Source organism: Bradyrhizobium sp. SK17 (assembly GCF_002831585.1).
Lineage (GTDB): Bacteria > Pseudomonadota > Alphaproteobacteria > Rhizobiales > Xanthobacteraceae > Bradyrhizobium.
This window is the reverse complement of record NZ_CP025113.1, coordinates 2,709,148-2,726,808: the sequence shown is the minus strand read 5'-3', so window position 1 is coordinate 2,726,808 and position 17,661 is coordinate 2,709,148. Positions and strand designations below refer to the sequence as shown.

The following is a 17,661-nucleotide window of genomic DNA, read 5'->3' as shown; positions in this document are numbered from 1 at the left end:
ATGCCCGGGCCAGGCCCGGGCATCATGACGGTTTCGATTGATCGCGCCGGCGTTACGCCGCGCGCACCTTCTCCAGGAATTCGTCCACCGCATTGCGCAGCATGCCGGACTGGGTGTCGAGCTCGCGCGCATTCGACAGCACGTCGCCGGCCGCGGTGCCGGTGGCGGCCGCCGCGGTGGTGACGCCGCCGATATGGGCGGAGATCTCGCTGGAGCCGGCCGCGACCTGCTGGATGTTGCGGGCGATTTCGCGCGTCGCATCGCCCTGCTGGTCGATCGCGGTCGAGATCGAGGCGGTGATCTCGCTCATCTGTGCGATCGTCGTGGTGATGCCGCCGATCGAGGTCACGGCCTCGCCGGTGGAGGCCTGCATCGCGGCGACCTGTGCCGAAATCTCCTCGGTGGCCTTCGCGGTCTGGTTGGCCAGCGCCTTCACCTCGGATGCGACCACCGCGAAGCCGCGGCCGGATTCGCCGGCCCGCGCCGCTTCGATGGTGGCGTTGAGCGCCAGCAGGTTGGTCTGAGCCGCGATCGAGTGGATCAGCTTGACCACCTCGCCGATCTTCTCGGCGCCGGTGGACAGCGCCTGCACGGTCGCATTGGTGCGCTCGGCATCGGCCACGGCCTGGCTTGCGACCTCGCTGGAACGCGCCACCTGGCGGGCGATCTCGGCAACCGAGCTCGACAGCTCCTCGGCCGCCGCGGCGACGGTGCCGACATTGTTGGAAGCGCTGTCTGAGGCGGCGCCGACGGTCGCGGCGCGTGCGCTGGCATCGCTCGCGGTCGCGGTCATCGACTGCGCCGTGGTCTGCATGCCGGCGGCGGCGGACGCCACGGTGCGGACGATGCCGTTCACGCTGCGCTCGAAGTCGCTCGCAAGGTCCTGCATCGCGTTGCGGCGCTCGGATGCGGAACGGGCCTGCGTTTCGGCCTCGGCCTGCTCGAGCCCGCGGATGCGGATCGCATTGTCCTTGAAGATCTGCACGGTCGCCGCCATGCCGCCGACCTCGTCACCGCGGCCGACGCCCGGGATGTCGCCGTCGAGCTTGCCGTCGGCGATGTCGCGCATGCGCGCGCCGAGCAGATCGAGCGGTCGGGAGATGCTGCGGCCGATCAGCCATGCCACCGAGCTCGACACGATGCCGATGCCGAGGGTCGCAAGGCCGAGCAGCCATGCGATCGGCCGCATCTTGGCGTCGATGTCGTCGAGATAGGCGCCGGTGCCGACATACATGTCGAAGCCGGGAACCGCGACGGCATAGCCGAGCTTGCGGATCGGCGTCTCCTGGCCGGGCTTCACGTAATCATAGAACAGCAGGATCTCGCCATTGGCCTTCACGCCGTTCATCAACTCCCACGACAGCTTGCGGCCATTGGTCACGACATCCATCCGGTTGGTTCCGACCTGCTTCGGATCCGGCGCCAGCACCGTGATGCCATTGTAATCCGTGCCGAACAGGTAGCCGGCCCCGTTGTCGTAAGTCATCGCGTTGGCGCGCTTGCCGAACTCGGCGAGCGCGGCCTCCTTGGTCATCTTGCCGGCGTCGACTTCCTTCTTGAGGCTTGCCGCCATGTTCTTCGCCATCTCGACGATGGCCTTGGCCTGGTCGATGCGCGAATTCGTCATCTCACGCTGCATCAGGTGACCGGCGAGGATGCCGGCCGCGCACAGGCCAAGGAGGGTCACCCCCACCAGAATGCCGAGCTTGGGGGTGATCTTCAGATTTGACAGCTTCACGGGGATCTCCAGGAGAGGCGGGGAACGCGACGCGATTGGCGGATTGATTCCGCTCACCGTAATGTGAGACCCTTTACCTGATGGTTACGGAGGTTCCCCGTAGAAGCCCGGAGAATCGGGCCCCGGACCGACCGGCAATTGTGGGGAGGACAGCTCAGCCCGCGTACAAATACAGGGAAAAGCGGCGATGCGAGCCGCGCTCCCGCAAGCAACAAGATCAAGAAACAAACCAGCAAGAAACAAACCAGCAAGAAGCAAGAACAGAAGCCTCACATCGGGAGCAGACAATGTCGAAATTCAGAGTGGTCACGCCGAAGGGCGCGAGCTTCACGGTCGCCGGCGGCGGCTATGACTACGAGCGCGAGGCGCTCGATCCGATCGGCGCCGAGATCGTCGAAGCGCCGGCCAACGAGGCCGAATTCATCGCTGCGGCCCGCACCGCGGACGCGATCTACGCCAAGGGCATGCCGATCACCAAGGCCGTCATCGACGCGCTGGAGAACTGCAAGGTGATCACGCTCGGCAGCGTCGGCGTCGACTCGGTCGACGTCAAGGCGGCGACCGCTCGCGGCATCCCCGTCACCAACATCCCCGATACCTTCATCGAGGAGGTCGCCGACCACGCCATGATGTTGCTGCTCGCAGGCTTCCGCCGCCTGATCGAGCAGGACAAGATGGTGCGCACCGGCCGCTGGGCCGAAGGCCGCCCGGCGCTCTTGAAGATTCCGCGGCTGATGGGCCAGACGCTCGGCTTCATCTCGTTCGGCCGGGTCGCCCGCGCGGTCGCCAAGCGCGCCGCGCCGTTCGGCCTCAGGATGATGGCCTACGATCCCTTCATCCAGGAAACGCTGATGTACGACCATGGCGTGATCCCCTCGACGCTGTCGGAGGTGCTGGCGCAATCCGATTTCGTCTCGATGCATGCCCCGGCGCGGCCCGAAGTGCACCACATGCTGACCGAGAAGCATTTTCGTCAGATGAAAAAATCGGCAGTCTTCATCAACACCGGCCGCGGCGCCACCGTCGACGAGGAATCGCTGATCAAGGCGCTGCAAGAGGGCTGGATCGCCCACGCCGCGCTCGACGTGCTGGAGAAGGAACCGCCGTCGCACAACAACCCGATGCTCGGGATGGACAATGTTACCTTGACCGCCCACGTCGCCTCGGCATCGGCACGTTTTGACGAGGCGCGCAAGCGTCGCGTGGGCTACGAATTGTCACTAGTGCTGCAAGGCATGTGGCCGGTAAGCTGCGTCAACCCGTCGGTGCTGCAAAACACCGCGTTGCGCCGCTGGCAGCCTGTCAGCATGGATCGCGGTCCGAACAGCTAGACGGCAGCGCGCTTCACGCGAAGGCCCGTCTCGCTGACGAGATGGGTCCTTCGCGCGGCGGGTGCACCGAGACGACAAGGCCTTCACCGGCGACCAACGCCGGGAAGGAACGATAAGAACAGACAAAGCAGGGAGTGCAAACGACATGACGTATGAGGTCACGCGTCGCGACGCGCTGGCGCTGGGAGCTTCCGCGGCGGCGCTGGCAATCACCGGTGCTTCGGCGCAGGACGCGTCGAAGGTCAAGGCGGCCGACGTCGCGGCGCCGTCGCTGCCGATCGAGAAGGGCGCGACCCTGCGCATGCTGCGGCCGGTGCGCTTCGTCCAGGCCGACGAGGACGTGTTCCGCGCCAATGCCAAGAAATTCACCGACAAGACCGGCGTCGAGATTAAGGTCGACTTCGTCGGCTGGGAGGACATCAACCAGCAGACCGCGGTGACCTCGAACTCCGGCGCAGGTCCCGACATCATCATCGGCTTCGGCGATGCGCCGCACATCTATATCGACAAGCTGATCGAGCTGACCGACGTCGCCGATTATCTCGACAAGCGCTACGGCGGCTGGCTCGCGCTCGCAAAACGCTATGGCATGCGCTCGAAATCGAAGAGCTGGATCGGCCTGCCGTTCGGCGCCTCCGGCGGCCCGCTGGTGTACCGCAAGTCGCTGGTCAATGCGGCCGGCTTCGACAAGGTGCCGGAAGACCATGCCGGCATCCTCGAACTCTACAAGAAGCTGAAGGCGGCCGGCAAGCCGGCGGGCTTTGCCCTCGGCAACGCCGTCGGCGACGGCAATGGCTTCGCCAACTGGCTGTTGTGGTCGCACAACGCCGCGCTGCTGGACGAGGAAGGCAATATCATCATCAACAGCAAGGAGACGATCGCCGCGCTGAAATACCTGAAGGAGCTCTATCCGACCTTCATCGCCGGCACGCCGTCGTGGAACGACGTCTCCAACAACCGCGCCTACTCGTCGCAGGAGATCGGCCTGACCGCCAATGGCGTTTCGCTGTACTTCTCGCTGAAGAACGATCCCGCGACCAAGGCGATCGCCGACGACACCGAGCATCAGCTCCTGCCCAAGGGGCTGGCATCGACCTCGCCGATGTCGGGCCTGACCCTGAATGCGATGGTGTTCAAGCACAGCGCCTATCCCAATGCGGCGAAGGCGTTCCTGCAATTCATGCTGGAGAAGGAGCAGTACGAGCCGTGGCTCAACGCCAATTCCGGCTACTGGTCGCAACCACTCGCCGCCTATGCCGACGCTGCGGTGTGGTCGGGCGATCCCAAGGTCGCGATCTTCAAGGACACCATGAGGAGCCCCTACTACAACGGCTACAAGGGGCCGATCTCGACCGCGACCGGCGCCGTCAACGCCGACTACGTGCTGGTGCAGATGTGCGCCTCGGTCGCAACCGACGCGGCCACGCCCGAGGCAGCCGCCGCGGAGGCCGAGCAGCGCGCCAAGCGGTACTTCCGGCGGCAGAACCGGTAACGGCGATCATTGAACTGCGAAACTCAAATCAGCCGTCGTTGCGAGCGAAGCGAAGCAATCCATAGCGCCATAGACGAGAGCTGGATTGCTTCGTCGCTTCGTTCCTCGCAATGACGAGAAGACGAGCATTCAATGTCTGTCACGACCCTCCCATCGCGCGGCGCGGCGCTCCGGCAACCGGGCTGGCTCGCGCGCCTGTTCGACTACAAGCCGTTCCTGATCGTGATGTGCCTTGCGCCCGCGATCGGCCTGCTGCTGGTATTCCTCACCTATCCGCTCGGCCTCGGCATCTGGCTCGCCTTCACCGACACCACGATCGGCCAGCGCGGCGTCTATATCGGGCTCGAGAACTTCCAGTACCTGCTCAAGGATCCGCTGTGGTGGAACGCGGTGTTCTACTCGGTGTTCTACACCGCGGTCGCGACCTTCGGAAAGTTCGCGCTCGGCTTCTGGCTGGCGCTGCTGCTCAACAACCATTTCCCGTTCAAGAGCCTGGTCCGCGCCATCGTGCTGTTGCCGTGGATCGTGCCGACGGTGCTGTCCGCGCTGGCGTTCTGGTGGATCTATGATCCGCAATTCTCGATCATCTCCTATCTCCTGGTCGACGTGCTGCACTTGCGCGACAGCAATGTCGATTTCCTCGGCTCGCCCTGGCCGGCACGGTTCTCGCTGATCGCGGCCAATATCTGGCGCGGCATCCCGTTCGTCGCGATCTCGCTGCTGGCCGGGCTGCAAACCATCTCGCCCTCGCTCTATGAGTCAGCGATGCTCGACGGCGCCACCGCCTGGCAGCGCTTCCGCTACATCACCTTCCCGATGATGATGCCGATTCTCGCGATCGTGATGACGTTCTCGATCATCTTCACCTTCACCGATTTCCAGCTGGTCTACGCCATCACCCGCGGCGGCCCGGTCAACTCGACGCATCTCTTGGCGACGCTGGCGTTCCAGCGCGGCATCGCCGGCGGCGAGCTCGGCGAAGGTGCGGCGATCGCGGTCTCGATGATCCCGTTCCTGGTGTTCGCGACCTTGTTCAGCTATTTCGGCCTCGCGCGACGCAAATGGCAGCAGGGAGAAGCCAATGACTGACGTCGCAGCTTCCAACGTCGCCCGCGCCGCGCCGGACACGATGTCGTGGGACTCCGGCGCCCGGCGCATGGTGATGATCTATCTGCCGCTCGCCTGCTTCATCCTGATCCTGCTGTTTCCGTTCTACTGGATGGCGATCACGTCGTTCAAGCCGAACGCGGAGCTCCTGAATTACAAGGAGCACAACCCGTTCTGGATCACCTCGCCGACGCTCGCGCATGTCAAGCACCTGCTGTTCGACACCGAGTATCCGCGCTGGCTGAAGACCACCATGATGGTCGCGATCGGCTCGACCTTCCTGTCGCTGTTCGCCTCGACGCTCGCCGCCTATGCGATCGAGCGGCTGCGCTTCCGCGGCAGCCCCTATGTCGGGCTCGGCATCTACCTCGCCTATCTGGTGCCGCCGTCGATCCTGTTCATTCCGCTCGCCACCGTGATCGTGCAGATCGGCCTGTTCGATTCGCCGCTGGCATTGATCCTGGTCTATCCGACCTTCCTGGTGCCGTTCTGCACCTGGCTCCTGATCGGCTATTTCAAGTCGATCCCCTACGAGCTCGAGGAATGCGCGCTGGTCGACGGCGCGACCCGGTTGCAGATCCTGTGGCGGATCACGCTGCCGCTGGCGGTGCCTGGCCTGATCTCGGCCGGCATCTTCTCCTTCACGCTGTCCTGGAACGAGTTCATCTATGCGCTCGCCTTCATCCAGAGCGGCGCCAACAAGACGGTGCCGGTCGCGATCCTGACCGAGCTCGTCACCGGCGACGTCTACCAATGGGGCGCGCTGATGGCCGGCTCGCTGCTCGGCTCGCTGCCGGTCGCGCTGTTCTACTCGCTGTTCGTCGACTATTACGTGTCGTCGCTGACCGGCGCGGTGAAGGAGTAGGTAGGCTTCGGAACGAAACAACCTCACTCCATCTCCGTCACCCTGAGGAGCGCGACGCGCGTCTCGAAGGGTCGACGGCCACCAGCAGGGCCGTGCATCCTTCGAGGCTCGCAAGGGCTCGCGCCTCAGGATGACGGGGATGGACTTAGCAGCTCAGACGTCATCGCGGCACGAACGCGACCGGCACGGAGAAGCCCATCGAGCCCTGCGTGACCTCGGGAGGAAACGCCGGGAACGGCTGGGCCTGGCGGATCATCGCCAGCGCCCGCGCGTCGAAAGTCGGATTGCCGGAGGAGCCGCCGAGATGGCTCGACAGCACCTGCCCGCCGCGGCCGAGCGTGAACACCAGCCGGACCACGCCGCGCTGGCCGTTGCCGCCGGCTGGATAAGAATGGAAGCGCAACAGATGCGCGCGGACCCGCGCGTTGTAGGCCGCGATCGCCGATGCCGCGGCACCCGCGCTGATCGCGGACGCCGCCGGCGCCTGACGCTCGGCACGGCTCGGCGCACTGGTGCGCGGTGCCGGTGTCGCCTCGGACGGCTTCTTCGCGTCCCGACGCACCACCTTCGGCTTGACGGGCTCGGTCTTGTGCTCAGGCACGACCTTGGTGGGCTCGGGTTTCGGCGGCGTGACCTGCGGCTTCTGCTCCGGCGGCGCGGCGACCTCGGCCTTTTCCTGCAACGGCGTCGGCGCGATCTCCTCGTGCACGGCCTGCGCGGCGGCAGGCTCGGGCGGCGCGGCATCGGCCTCCTGCATCGCAGGACCCGGCGGCAGCTCGGTCTTGGAAATCTCCGGCGCTGACGTGATCGGCGTCAGGTCGACCAGCACTGCCGGCACTGCGACGCCCGGCGGCGGCAACGCGACCCAGCTCATGCCGAGCGCGATCATCGCCGCGTGCGCCGCCAGGATCGCGGTCGCCGACAGACCCCAGCGTCTCAGCCAGATGTCACCGCGGGAATCATGCAGCGCATAGGCATTCATCTTGATCAACTTCGTCCGTCGAGGCCGACCAGCGCCACCTTGAGGTAGCCGGCGTTACGCAAGAGGTTCATCACCTCCATCAGGTCGCCGTAACTGACCGCCTTGTCGGCGCGCAGGAAGATACGTTCGTCCTTCTTGCCTTGCGTGGCGCCGTCGAGCGCCGACGTCAGCGTATCGCGCGCGATGACGTCCTCGCCGACCGCGACCGACAGATCCGGCTTCACGGTGACGAACACCGGCTTGTCCGGCCGCGGCTGCGGCTCGGCGGTCGAGGCCGGCAGATCGACGCCGAGATCGACGGTGGCGAGCGGCGCCGCCACCATGAAGATGATCAGCAGCACCAGCATCACGTCGATGAACGGCGTGACGTTGATCTCATGCGCCTCGACAAGGTCGTCGTCGCCGCGACGCCGGCTACCGAACGCACCGCCCGTGCCAAGCTTGACGCCCATCTCTCACTCCGCGGCGCGCGCCAGCCGGAACAGGCTGCGATCGCCTTCGCGGCTCACCAGCAGCTTCACCATGACGGAGGCGTCGCCGAGCAGCGCGCGGTAGCCCGCGATCGAGCGGGTCAAATGATTGTAGATCACGACGGCCGGGATCGCGGCAACGAGCCCGAGCGCGGTTGCGAGCAGCGCCTCGGCGATACCAGGCGCGACCACGGCGAGATTGGTGGTGTGCGCCTCGGAGATGCCGATGAAGGCGTTCATGATGCCCCACACCGTGCCGAACAGGCCGACGAACGGCGCAGTGGCGCCGATCGTCGCGAGCACGCCGGTGCCGCGCGCGATCTGCCGCGACATCGCCGCTTCGACCCGCTCCAGCCGCAGCGCAATGCGTTCCTTGAAGCCGTCGTCGAACATGCCGCGGGAGAGCGTGGCCTCGCGCGAGGCCGACTGGATGATCTGCGCAACGGCATCGTTGCCGTCGCGGCTCGCCAGTTCCACCTCGGCAAGCTGGGTGTCGCGCTCGAGCAGGCTGATGCGCTGCCTGGCCAGCACGGTCTTGCGGCGGATCTCGATGGTCTTGGCGAGCCAGATCGTCCAGGTCGCCAGCGAGGCGAAGGCGAGCCCGATCATGACCGCCTTCACGACGATGTCGGCGCTCTCGAACATGCCCCAGGGCGAGAGGTTGCGCGGCAGCAGCGCAGCGTCGGTGGCAGCAAGGCCCGTTCCCGGCGACATGCCGAACCCGGCAGTCGCCGCCATCCAGATCCGCCGCCCAAGCCACCGATACGCCATGGTCGCCTCCCGTCCTGCGTTCGCCTCAGCCCGCCTGCGGCGCGAGGCGGTCCGCCAGCGCATGGAAACGCACCAGCTGATCGCCGCGCAGCGCGCGCGTCTCGTCGCGGCCGACGAACACCTTGAACATGATGCCGCCGTCGAGATTGATGAAGGCGATGAACGCCGACACCTTGCCCATGAACGGCCGCTCGACGAAGGCAATCGCCGCGCAGCGCTCGTGCCTGAGGTGGCCGTGCAGGCCCTTCGGCTGCATCAGGTTGAAATAGCCGCGGCCGACCTCCCCCTTCGGGATGGCACCGGTGAACTCGAAGATCGCGTCATCGGTGTGCACGATCAACGTGACCTCGCCCCATTCCGCGATGTCCTGCATCGCGGCAGCGAAATCGCCGGCGCCGATCCGCACCATGCTTTCCGGCAGCGCCTCGATCACCGCGCGCGGCATCACCTTGCGCTCGCGCGCGACATCCTCGATGACGGCGCCGGGATTGTCGGCCATGTAGGCCTTCAACCCGGCGAGATCCGCATTCGGCATGGCCGCCCCCGTCACGCCGCGGCGCTCTTCGCCCGCTCGGTGATCAGCACCTCGAAGCCTTCGAACCGGGGATGGCCGAGATAGAGGCTGCCGCCGGTCTCGTTGCCGGCGCGGGCATGGGCGCGGCGGAACGCATCCGACTTGGTCCAGTCCTCGAACGCCGCCTTGCTGGCCCACACGGTGTGGGTCGCATAGAGCGTGTGGTCCTCGGCCTCGGGACCCTTCACCAGGTGAAACTCGACGAAGCCCGGCAGGTCGCCGAGATAGGACTCACGCGTCCTCCAGACCGTCTCGAACGCCTGCTCCTTGCCCTTGATCACCTGAAACCGGTTCATTGCGATGAACATGAAAGCCTTCTCCTGTTTGCCGACGGATGCCTTGGATGATGCCCTGGATCCTGCCGGTTGATCTCGTTGATATCATGAACGCGCCAAAGCCGCGCTGGGGCACCAGCGCGGCCGGAGCAACCTGGATGGAATGATCGGCTCGTCGCGTTACGCTCCACCAAGGTGAATTTTCAGTCCGGCCTTGTAAACGGTGCCCGGGCCGGGGCTCGAGAACAGCACGTCGTTCTGCGTCGTGCCGTCGGTCGAGGAGCCCGGGATCGCGTAGGGCCGGTAGTATTGGTTCAAGAGGTTGTCGACCGACGCCGTGAAGGTGATGTCCTTGGTGGCGTTCCAGGTCAGGTAGAGATTGACCAGCTCGTAGCCGGTCGACGGCAGATAGCCCGCCGGCAGATCGTTGTTGGCGCCGAACGAGGACCATTGCGCGGCAATGATCAGCGAGCGGTCGAGCAGGCGCACGCCGGCGGTCGTCGTCACCTTGCGCGGCGTGATGGTGGCGAGCCCGATATTGGTGTGGGTGTTCCGGCCGCGCATCAGATGACCGGCGACGCCCAGGAACCAGTCGCCCGCGTCATACATCGTCTCGGCTTCGAAGCCTTCGATCCGGGCATGGGCGATGTTCTGGTACTGATAGAACTGGCTGAAGCGTCCAAACGGCGTCGTGGTCGGCGCCGACGCCACGAGATCGATATAGCCGTCGACGTCGTTCTGGAACACGTTGATCTTGCCGCGGAACGAATCGCTCGCGGTGAAGATGCCGTCATACTTCAGGTTGATGCCGGCTTCCTTGTTCTTGCCGACCTCGGGCCGCAGCGCCGCGTTGGGCAGGAAGCAGAACAGCCCGCTGGTGCCGTCGGGGCAGTTGAACAGCGCCGGCCCGCCGCCAGTGGCGTGGCCGCCCGCGATCAGGGTCTCGGTGATCGACGGCGCGCGATAGCCTTCGGCATAGCTGACATAGGGCGTGAAGCCCGCGACCGGCGTGACGCCGAGCGTGATCTTCGGCGACAGCCGGTCGCCGCTGGTCGTGGTGTTGATCGAGGTCAGCTCGTAGTGGTCGTAGCGGACGGCGCTGACGAGCTCGAGCCAGGTCGAATAGTTCTGCTTCAACTGCACGAAGCCGCCGGACACCGTGCGCTGGCCGCCCGGCGTCGTGATGTTGGAATTGCCGCGGGAATCGAAGGTCTCGACATCGTCGCGGAAAGCGTCGAAGCCGTAGGTCACGGCGTTGCGCCAGTCGCCAAAATTGAAGCGCGAGGTGTTGTTGACGTCGATGCCGACGGTGTCGAGCGAATAGCCACGCTTGTCGCCGACGCAGCCGGAGATGTTGTTGCCGGGATTGCCGAGCGTACACACGCCGCCACCCGTGGTGATGCGGTTGTTGTAGGTCTTGACCTGGTCGTTGTCGGTGCGGTTGCCGTAGACCGAGATATTCCAGTCGAACAGCATGTCGTCGGGCTTGGAGTACTTCCAGCTCAGCGTGCCGGTGTAGTTCCTGGCGTCGGAGGCATAGACCGAGGAGCCCGCGATCGCCGCCAGCGGCGCCGCCGTCGTGGTCGGGCCGCGGTTCTGCTGACCGATATTGTACTGGTAGTCCTGGAAGATGCCGCCGATCTTGAACTCGTGGCCTTCGGCCGGGCGGATCGTCACCTTCATCAAGCCGGCCGCGATATCGTTGCCGGTGTTGCCGATCTCGGTGCCGGAGCCATCCTTGTAGTTGCTCTGGGTGCGATAGACGGCGCCGCCGAACACGTCGACATTCGGATCGGCGCGCACGCCGCCGAACACCGAGGCCATGCCGCGGTCCTTGTTGCTGCCGTAGGAGCCCGACATGTCGACGCCCCAGCGCTCGCCGGGGCGCACCACATCGTCGATGTCCTTGGTGCGGAACGACACCACGCCGCCGATCGCGCCGGAGCCGTAGATGTTCGCGGTCGGACCGCGCACCACGTCGACGCCGCCGATCAACTCAGGATCGAGGAAGAACGAGCCGTTGGCGTTGTGGCCGGTGCGCTGATAGTTCTGCCGCGCGCCGTCGACCACGACGGCGACGCGGCCGAAATCCTGCAAGCCACGGACGTTGATGACGGTCGCAGGGTCATCGCCGCGCTCCTGGAACGAGACGCCCGGAACGTTGTAGAAAATGTCCGACACCCGGTTCGGCTGCAACCCCTGGATTTTCTCCAGGGTGACGGAGCTGACCGGAGCCAGCGCATCGATCGCGCGCTCGTCGGTCTTGGACGCCACGGCGGTGATGGTGTCGAGCGACTGCACCGGCACCGCGCCGATCTGCGCGCGCGCGTTCATCGCCGGCGCCGCGGCCTGTTGTTGCGCGGCGGGCTTCGGCTTTCGCTTGGCCTGCTTGGGCCGCTCGGTTGAAGGACGCGGCGCCGAAGCATCGGCGGTTTGCGCCAAACCACTTTCCGGCAATGCCGCCGCGAATGAAAACACCGACGCGCCTAAAATCAAGGCGCGCGAAACCCTAGCCCCGTCAGCCATACTAGCCCCAGCCCGATGATCGCTTTTCTGGTCTGGCTGGCGTGCGCTCGTTGAGCGACTTGCTGGCTACCAACTTCATTGCGCTGCAAGCCACCCGCTCGCACCGCGTCAACGATTGGTTACGAGCCAGCAACAAAACGGTCAAGAATGCGGCAGCGCTGTTTATATCGATTGTAAAGTGCGGCCGTTGGAAAGCGCCTTGGCCGTCTTATACAGACAGGCGACATTCAACGGTTTCGAAAGGCGCAGCATCAGGCAATGGCGGCAACCTCCGGAGAGAACATCGGCGTGGCCGGCGGGCAAGCCGATTCCGCTTCTGGCACCGCCAAAACACTCGTCATGCGGGGAAATCGTCTCGACAGCCGCGAGCTGTTCGCGACCGAACGCGAGATCATCATCGCGCATGGCGAGGACCAATACCGCTTGCGGCTGACCTCGCAGAACAAGCTGATCCTGACCAAGTGACGGCCCCGATGACAATTTGTCGCACGCTTGCTGTGCTCGCCTTCTCCTGCTTGCTGCCGATCCAGGCGGCGACCGCCGAGGGCATCACCGTGCACGACGCGCGCGACCGCGACGTCGTGATCGACGATCCGTCGCGGATCGTCTCGATCGGCGGCGCGATCACCGAAATTCTCTATGCGCTCGGCTTCGAGGATCGCATCGCCGGCGTCGATGCCACCAGCCTCTATCCGCCGTCAGCGCTGCGCGAGAAGCCCGACGTCGGCTATATGCGCCAGCTGTCGCCCGAGGGTGTGCTCGGCCTGCATCCGTCGCTGGTGCTCGCGGTGCAGGGCTCCGGGCCGAAGGAAACCATGGACGTCCTGGAGGCGGCGAAGGTGCCGCTGGTGCTGGTGCCGGAAACCTTCTCGGAGGCAGGACTGGTCGAGAAGATCAAACTGGTCGGCCATGCCATGGGCGCCGAACCGCGTGCGGCCTGCCTGGCCACGGCAGTCGAGAGCGACCTTGCGCAACTGCGCACGCTGCGCGCCAAGGTGACCAAGCCGGTGCGCGTGATGTTCGTGATGTCGCTGTTGAACGGCCGGGCGATGGCCGCGGGCCACAAGACCGCTGCCGACGAGATCATCCAGCTCGCCGGCGGCGTCAACGCGATCGACGGCTATGACGGCTACAAGCCGGTCAATGACGAGGCGATCGTGGCGGCGAAGCCGGACGTCGTGCTGTCGATCGATCGCGGCAAGGACTCGCTGACCTCAGAGGCGGTGTTCGCGCATCCGGGCTTCGCGCTGACGCCGGTCGCCGCCAACAAGGCCTTCATCTCGATGGAAGGACTTTATCTGCTCGGCTTCGGACCGCGCACCGCGGCCGCAGCCCGCGACCTCTCGGTCAAACTCTATCCGACGCTGGCCCCGCAAGCCGAAAACTTCAAGCCTTCGGCGCTGACCGCGAACTGCCGGCAATGAGCGTGCTGGCCGAGCGCAGCGGCCCTGCGAAACAACGGCGCGCCGGCACGGCGCTGCGGCCGGCGGCGACACTCACTTTGCTTGGCCTGCTGGCGGCGCTCACGATTACCGCGCTGGTCGCCCTGACGGTCGGGGCCGCCGGCATTCCGCTGGCACGGCTTCCGGCCGCGCTCGGCCTGTGGGTGGATAGCGCGGGCAACCCGCTGCTGGCACGCGACCAGCTCGTGGTATGGTCCATCCGCATCCCTCGGATTGCCGCCGCCGCGATGGTCGGCGGACTCCTCGCGGTCTCCGGCGCGATCATGCAGGGCCTGTTCCGCAATCCCCTCGCCGACCCCGCGCTGGTCGGCGTCTCCTCCGGCGGTGCGTTCGCGGCGGCGACCGCGATCGTGTTCACCGACAGCCATCTCGGCGAGAGCCTGCGTTTCCTGCAACATCAGCTGCTGCCGATCGCGGCCTTTGCCGGCTCGCTGATCACGACCATCGTCCTCTACGCCATCGCCAGCCGCGGCGGCCGCACGTCGATTGCGATCTTCCTGCTCGCCGGGCTTGCGATCGCCGCGATCGCCAATGCCGGCATCGGGCTGCTGGTGTTCGTGGCCGACGACCGCCAGCTGCGCGACATCACCTTCTGGCTGCTCGGCTCGCTCAGCGGCGCGACCTGGAGCAAGCTCACGACGCTGGCGCCCGTGCTGGCGATTGCGTTGATCGTCTGCGTCTCGATCGCCCGTGGGCTCGACGTGCTGGTGCTCGGCGAGGCCGAGGCGTTCCACAGCGGCGTCGATGTCGAACGGCTGAAGCGGATCTCGATCGTGCTGGTGTCGGCGATGACCGGCGTCGCGGTCTCGGTGTGCGGCGTGGTCGGCTTCGTCGGCATCGTGGTGCCGCATCTGCTGCGGCTGGTGATCGGCCCCTCGCATCGCCTGCTGCTGCCGGCATCGGCGCTGCTCGGCGCCATCCTGCTGGTCGGTGCCGACACGGTGGCGCGCACCATCGTGGCGCCGGCGGAGATGCCGATCGGCATCCTGACCGCGGCGATCGGCGCGCCGTTCTTCCTTGCCATGCTGCTGCGCCAGCGCGGGCTGGTGTCGCTATGACGACGCTGCTCGAGGCGCAATCGGTCTCGATGACCATCGGCGGCACCACCTTGGTCGACGCGGTATCGCTGCAAATCGGCGCCGGCGAGATGGTGGCGATCGTCGGCCCCAACGGCGCCGGCAAATCGACGCTGTTGCGGATGCTGTCGGGCGATCTCAAACCATCCCACGGCACGATCAGGCTGAAGCAGCGCGACCTGCATGGCTACGCGCCGCGCGAGTTGGCGCGGCACCGTGCGATGCTGTCGCAGCACGTCCACGTCACCTTTCCGTTCACTGTCGAGGAGATCGTCGCCATGGGCGCGGGTGAGAGCCCGCGCGCAACGGCGCATGGCCTGGTCGAGGCGGCGCTGGACGAGGTCGGGCTGGCGCAATTCCGTTTCAGGCAATTGCCGACATTGTCCGGCGGCGAGCAGCAGCGCGCGCATTTTGCCCGCGTGCTGGTGCAGCTCGCCTGCGGCGAGGCACTGCATGGGCCCGGACTGTTGCTGCTTGACGAGCCGACATCGAGCCTCGATCTGCGGCATCAGATCGATCTGGTCGAGACCGCGCGGCGGCGTGCCGCACGTGGCACCGCCGTGATCGCGATCCTGCACGACCTCAACCTCGCGATGCGGTTCGCCGATCGCATCCTGCTGCTGCATGGCGGCCGGCTTGCGGTCGATGGCGACCGCGCCGCCGCGATGCAGGCCGACACGCTGAGGCGGATCTTCGAAATCGACGTCGCGATCGAATACACCAATAACGGCGTGCCGTTCCTGCTGCCGCAGACCATGCAGCCGGCCAGCAAAGCGACGTAAGGCCGCAAGCCTTATCCCGTCGCAACACAGGCGATTCACAAAACTGTCAGCCGGCTGTAACAGGCGCCTCGGAGAACACCGCATCGTTTCATCTCGAGGAGATCAACCATGCGTCTGTCCCTGCTCTGCTCCGTCGCCACCATGCTGCTCGCCACATCGGCGTTCGCGCAAAGCGAGGGCGAATTCCCGGCGACGCTGGCGGGACACGCCGTGATGCCGGCGGAGAGCTTCATCGAGGCCCCCGCCGACGCTCCGAACGATCTGAAGACCTCGGGCAAATACACCACCGGCAAGCGCGTCGACGCCATCGGCACCGTGATGGGCAAGTCCTACGAGCGGCCGACCGGCGTGTCGCTGCCGTTCAAGGGCCAGCCGTTGCAGGGCAATTCCGGCATCAAGACGATGCCCGACGGTTCGTTCTGGGTGCTCACCGACAACGGCATGGGCTCGCGCTACAACTCGGCGGACTCGATGCTGTACCTGAACCGGTACAAGATGGATTGGGCGGCAGGCAAGATCGAGCGCCAGGAGACCATGTTCCTGCACGATCCCGACAAGAAGGTGCCGTTCCGCATCGTGCATGAGGACACCGCCAAGCGCTACCTCACCGGCGCCGACTTCGACACCGAGGGCTTCCAGATCATCAACGACACGTTCTGGATCGGCGACGAGTTCGGACCCTACATCCTCAAGGCGGACAAGACCGGCAAGATCCTCGCGGTGTTCGAGACGGTTGCCGACGGCAAGCCGGTGCGCTCGCCGGATCACTGGGCGGTGCAGTCGCCCGGCGCGCCCGGCGCGAGCTACACTAACGTCAATCTGCGCCGCTCCAAGGGCTATGAAGGCTTCGCCTCCTCCAAGGACGGCAAGTTCCTGTACGGTCTCCTCGAAGGGCCGCTGTGGGACGCCGACAAGAAGGACTGGGAGAAGGTCGACGGCAAGGAAGCCTCCCGCATCCTCGAATTCGACGTCGCCGCGGAGAAGTTCACTGGGCGCTACTGGCACTATGTGTTCGAGCAGAACGGCAATGCGATCGGCGACTTCAACATGATCGATCCGACCCAGGGCCTGGTGATCGAGCGCGACAATGGCGAAGGCACCGCCGACAAGGCCTGCCCGCAAGGCCAGCGTGGCGAGAACTGCTTCCCCGATCTCGCCAAGTTCAAGCGCGTCTACAAGATCGAGCTGTCGGACGCCAATGTCGGCAAGCCGGTGCGCAAGATCGCCTATGTCGACCTGATGAAGATCCGCGATCCGAACAAGAAGGCCCGCAAGCCGCTCAATGACGGCGTCTACACCTTCCCGTTCTTCACCATCGAGAACGTCGATCGGGTCGACGAGACCCACATCATCGTCGGCAACGACAACAACCTGCCGTTCTCCTCGAGCCGCGATCCGAACAAGGCGGACGACAACGAGTTCGTGCTGCTCGAAGTGGGTGACTTCCTGAAGGCGAAGTGACGCAGTCACTTTCGTCGCATACGACAATGTCGTCGCCCGGCTGGACCGGGCGACCCAGTATTCCATAGGCTTTTGCGTTTCAACGGAAAGGCCGCGGCGTACTGGATGCCCCGCTCGAGGCGGGGCATGACGGTGAATATGCGGCGACCCTCGTGATCATCAAGCCAACGCCAATCCAGCGGTTGTCCGACAAATACACTTCTGGCATCGCGCCAGATGATGATAGCCTCGGCGGATACTTGAATCGCTTTGGGGCAAATCATGATGGAAAAGTCTTGCCTGACCTACATTGAAGCGCTCATAGCCGCGGGCTTCGTCGTGTACCAGGCCTGGGATGAAAGCTGGGGCCTTCCGCCGGGATGTATTGCCTTCATCCTCGGCGTGGTCACCTACTTTGCCTATCTATGCCTGATGCGCTGGCTGGTGCGGCTCCATCAGACCAGCTACGAGGCCGTGGCAACGATCTTGGCTCTCGCATGGGCCGGAGTGGCGTACTTCGCAGTGAGCGCGCTGCAAGCCGGGTTTGCCAATCAGATACCCGCCTCCCTGCTCGCGCATCTGTGGCCCTGGATCGCAGCGGTCGCCGCTTTCATTGGAGCACTCGCCAGCAAGGTACGCTTCATGGACGATGTTCGCGAATACGTCCTCGGCCGGCGCGCGCACTGGGACAACCAGCAATGGCTGGAGGAGGACGCCGGCTTCTAGCCGGCGCTAGCTGCTGAAGCTACTGGTTCGCGTGCGGAGCGCC

At 65.4% G+C, this 17,661-nt stretch carries 17 protein-coding genes; 10 read left to right on the top strand and 7 right to left on the bottom strand.

The window, feature by feature from the left end; translation table 11 throughout:
* Positions 1-52: 52 nt before the first annotated feature.
* The gene (locus CWS35_RS12720; RefSeq protein ID WP_100952071.1) at positions 53-1,738 is read right to left on the bottom strand and encodes a methyl-accepting chemotaxis protein; all 1,686 of its coding nucleotides are present in this window, start codon (positions 1,736-1,738) and stop codon (positions 53-55) included.
* Positions 1,739-2,025: 287 nt separating this feature from the next.
* On the opposite strand from CWS35_RS12720, the gene CWS35_RS12715 reads away from it, so the two are divergent.
* The 4 genes from CWS35_RS12715 (at position 2,026) to CWS35_RS12700 (ending at position 6,533) form a co-directional block, all read left to right on the top strand.
* A complete protein-coding gene (locus tag CWS35_RS12715) occupies positions 2,026-3,069 on the top strand; it encodes a C-terminal binding protein (RefSeq protein WP_024582928.1) in 1,044 nt (347 codons plus the stop codon).
* A gap of 145 nt (positions 3,070-3,214) precedes the next feature.
* Positions 3,215-4,561 carry an ABC transporter substrate-binding protein gene (locus CWS35_RS12710; RefSeq protein ID WP_024582927.1) on the top strand — a complete coding sequence of 449 codons (1,347 nt, stop codon included), beginning with the start codon at positions 3,215-3,217 and terminating at the stop codon, positions 4,559-4,561.
* Positions 4,562-4,693: 132 nt separating this feature from the next.
* Positions 4,694-5,650 (top strand): carbohydrate ABC transporter permease, encoded by a 957-nt coding sequence (locus tag CWS35_RS12705; protein WP_100952070.1) that lies wholly within the window; start codon positions 4,694-4,696, stop codon positions 5,648-5,650.
* A gap of 40 nt (positions 5,651-5,690) precedes the next feature.
* The gene (locus CWS35_RS12700; RefSeq protein ID WP_245439048.1) at positions 5,691-6,533 is read left to right on the top strand and encodes a carbohydrate ABC transporter permease; all 843 of its coding nucleotides are present in this window, start codon (positions 5,691-5,693) and stop codon (positions 6,531-6,533) included.
* A 160-nt stretch (positions 6,534-6,693) separates the two neighbouring features.
* On the opposite strand, the gene CWS35_RS12695 is transcribed toward CWS35_RS12700, so the two are convergent.
* The 6 genes from CWS35_RS12695 to CWS35_RS12670 all read right to left on the bottom strand — a co-directional run bounded on the left by CWS35_RS12695 (position 6,694) and on the right by CWS35_RS12670 (position 12,131).
* Positions 6,694-7,515, bottom strand: a complete 822-nt coding sequence (locus CWS35_RS12695) for an energy transducer TonB (protein ID WP_100956296.1) — start codon at positions 7,513-7,515, stop codon at positions 6,694-6,696.
* A gap of 5 nt (positions 7,516-7,520) precedes the next feature.
* Positions 7,521-7,967, bottom strand: coding sequence for a TonB system transport protein ExbD (gene exbD, locus CWS35_RS12690; RefSeq protein ID WP_024582923.1), 447 nt, complete (start codon positions 7,965-7,967; stop codon positions 7,521-7,523).
* Positions 7,968-7,970: 3 nt separating this feature from the next.
* Positions 7,971-8,723 carry a tonB-system energizer ExbB gene (gene exbB, locus CWS35_RS12685; RefSeq protein ID WP_371682869.1) on the bottom strand — a complete coding sequence of 251 codons (753 nt, stop codon included), beginning with the start codon at positions 8,721-8,723 and terminating at the stop codon, positions 7,971-7,973.
* A gap of 58 nt (positions 8,724-8,781) precedes the next feature.
* Positions 8,782-9,291 carry a heme utilization cystosolic carrier protein HutX gene (gene hutX / locus CWS35_RS12680; RefSeq protein WP_024582921.1) on the bottom strand — a complete coding sequence of 170 codons (510 nt, stop codon included), beginning with the start codon at positions 9,289-9,291 and terminating at the stop codon, positions 8,782-8,784.
* 11 nt (positions 9,292-9,302) lie between these two features.
* The gene (locus tag CWS35_RS12675; protein WP_024582920.1) at positions 9,303-9,638 is read right to left on the bottom strand and encodes an antibiotic biosynthesis monooxygenase; all 336 of its coding nucleotides are present in this window, start codon (positions 9,636-9,638) and stop codon (positions 9,303-9,305) included.
* A 147-nt stretch (positions 9,639-9,785) separates the two neighbouring features.
* Positions 9,786-12,131, bottom strand: coding sequence for a TonB-dependent hemoglobin/transferrin/lactoferrin family receptor (locus tag CWS35_RS12670; protein ID WP_100952067.1), 2,346 nt, complete (start codon positions 12,129-12,131; stop codon positions 9,786-9,788).
* 258 nt (positions 12,132-12,389) lie between these two features.
* Between CWS35_RS12670 and hemP the strand changes: the two genes are divergently transcribed.
* The 6 genes from hemP (at position 12,390) to CWS35_RS12640 (ending at position 17,618) form a co-directional block, all read left to right on the top strand.
* Positions 12,390-12,596, top strand: a complete 207-nt coding sequence (gene hemP / locus CWS35_RS40075) for a hemin uptake protein HemP (RefSeq protein WP_024582918.1) — start codon at positions 12,390-12,392, stop codon at positions 12,594-12,596.
* Between the two features lie 8 nt (positions 12,597-12,604).
* The gene (locus CWS35_RS12660) at positions 12,605-13,555 is read left to right on the top strand and encodes a hemin ABC transporter substrate-binding protein (protein ID WP_024582917.1); all 951 of its coding nucleotides are present in this window, start codon (positions 12,605-12,607) and stop codon (positions 13,553-13,555) included.
* Positions 13,552-14,652: an iron ABC transporter permease gene (locus tag CWS35_RS12655; RefSeq protein WP_100952066.1), complete on the top strand. Its 1,101-nt coding sequence runs from the start codon at positions 13,552-13,554 to the stop codon at positions 14,650-14,652. Before CWS35_RS12660 ends, CWS35_RS12655 begins: the two co-directional genes overlap by 4 nt.
* On the top strand, positions 14,649-15,452 hold the full coding sequence (locus CWS35_RS12650; RefSeq protein ID WP_100952065.1) for a heme ABC transporter ATP-binding protein: 804 nt from the start codon (positions 14,649-14,651) through the stop codon (positions 15,450-15,452). The genes CWS35_RS12655 and CWS35_RS12650 overlap by 4 nt, the downstream gene beginning before the upstream one ends.
* A gap of 108 nt (positions 15,453-15,560) precedes the next feature.
* Complete coding sequence (locus tag CWS35_RS12645) at positions 15,561-16,913, top strand: esterase-like activity of phytase family protein (protein WP_100952064.1); 1,353 nt, start codon at positions 15,561-15,563, stop codon at positions 16,911-16,913.
* A 261-nt stretch (positions 16,914-17,174) separates the two neighbouring features.
* Positions 17,175-17,618, top strand: a complete 444-nt coding sequence (locus CWS35_RS12640) for a hypothetical protein (RefSeq protein WP_100952063.1) — start codon at positions 17,175-17,177, stop codon at positions 17,616-17,618.
* Positions 17,619-17,661: the final 43 nt, after the last annotated feature.

What these genes read in the sequence shown, in the direction of transcription:
- CWS35_RS12660 (WP_024582917.1), top strand. Translation starts at nt 12,605, where the DNA reads ATGACAATTTGTCGCACGCTTGCTGTGCTCGCCTTCTCCTGCTTGCTG.
- CWS35_RS12650 (WP_100952065.1), top strand. Translation starts at nt 14,649, where the DNA reads ATGACGACGCTGCTCGAGGCGCAATCGGTCTCGATGACCATCGGCGGC.
- CWS35_RS12705 (WP_100952070.1), top strand. Translation starts at nt 4,694, where the DNA reads ATGTCTGTCACGACCCTCCCATCGCGCGGCGCGGCGCTCCGGCAACCG.
- CWS35_RS12670 (WP_100952067.1), bottom strand. Translation starts at nt 12,131, where the DNA reads ATGGCTGACGGGGCTAGGGTTTCGCGCGCCTTGATTTTAGGCGCGTCG.
- exbB (WP_371682869.1), bottom strand. Translation starts at nt 8,723, where the DNA reads ATGGCGGCGACTGCCGGGTTCGGCATGTCGCCGGGAACGGGCCTTGCT.
- hemP (WP_024582918.1), top strand. Translation starts at nt 12,390, where the DNA reads ATGGCGGCAACCTCCGGAGAGAACATCGGCGTGGCCGGCGGGCAAGCC.
- CWS35_RS12710 (WP_024582927.1), top strand. Translation starts at nt 3,215, where the DNA reads ATGACGTATGAGGTCACGCGTCGCGACGCGCTGGCGCTGGGAGCTTCC.
- CWS35_RS12700 (WP_245439048.1), top strand. Translation starts at nt 5,691, where the DNA reads ATGTCGTGGGACTCCGGCGCCCGGCGCATGGTGATGATCTATCTGCCG.
- CWS35_RS12695 (WP_100956296.1), bottom strand. Translation starts at nt 7,515, where the DNA reads ATGAATGCCTATGCGCTGCATGATTCCCGCGGTGACATCTGGCTGAGA.
- exbD (WP_024582923.1), bottom strand. Translation starts at nt 7,967, where the DNA reads ATGGGCGTCAAGCTTGGCACGGGCGGTGCGTTCGGTAGCCGGCGTCGC.
- CWS35_RS12715 (WP_024582928.1), top strand. Translation starts at nt 2,026, where the DNA reads ATGTCGAAATTCAGAGTGGTCACGCCGAAGGGCGCGAGCTTCACGGTC.
- CWS35_RS12645 (WP_100952064.1), top strand. Translation starts at nt 15,561, where the DNA reads ATGCGTCTGTCCCTGCTCTGCTCCGTCGCCACCATGCTGCTCGCCACA.
- CWS35_RS12655 (WP_100952066.1), top strand. Translation starts at nt 13,552, where the DNA reads ATGAGCGTGCTGGCCGAGCGCAGCGGCCCTGCGAAACAACGGCGCGCC.
- hutX (WP_024582921.1), bottom strand. Translation starts at nt 9,291, where the DNA reads ATGCCGAATGCGGATCTCGCCGGGTTGAAGGCCTACATGGCCGACAAT.
- CWS35_RS12675 (WP_024582920.1), bottom strand. Translation starts at nt 9,638, where the DNA reads ATGTTCATCGCAATGAACCGGTTTCAGGTGATCAAGGGCAAGGAGCAG.
- CWS35_RS12640 (WP_100952063.1), top strand. Translation starts at nt 17,175, where the DNA reads ATGATGGAAAAGTCTTGCCTGACCTACATTGAAGCGCTCATAGCCGCG.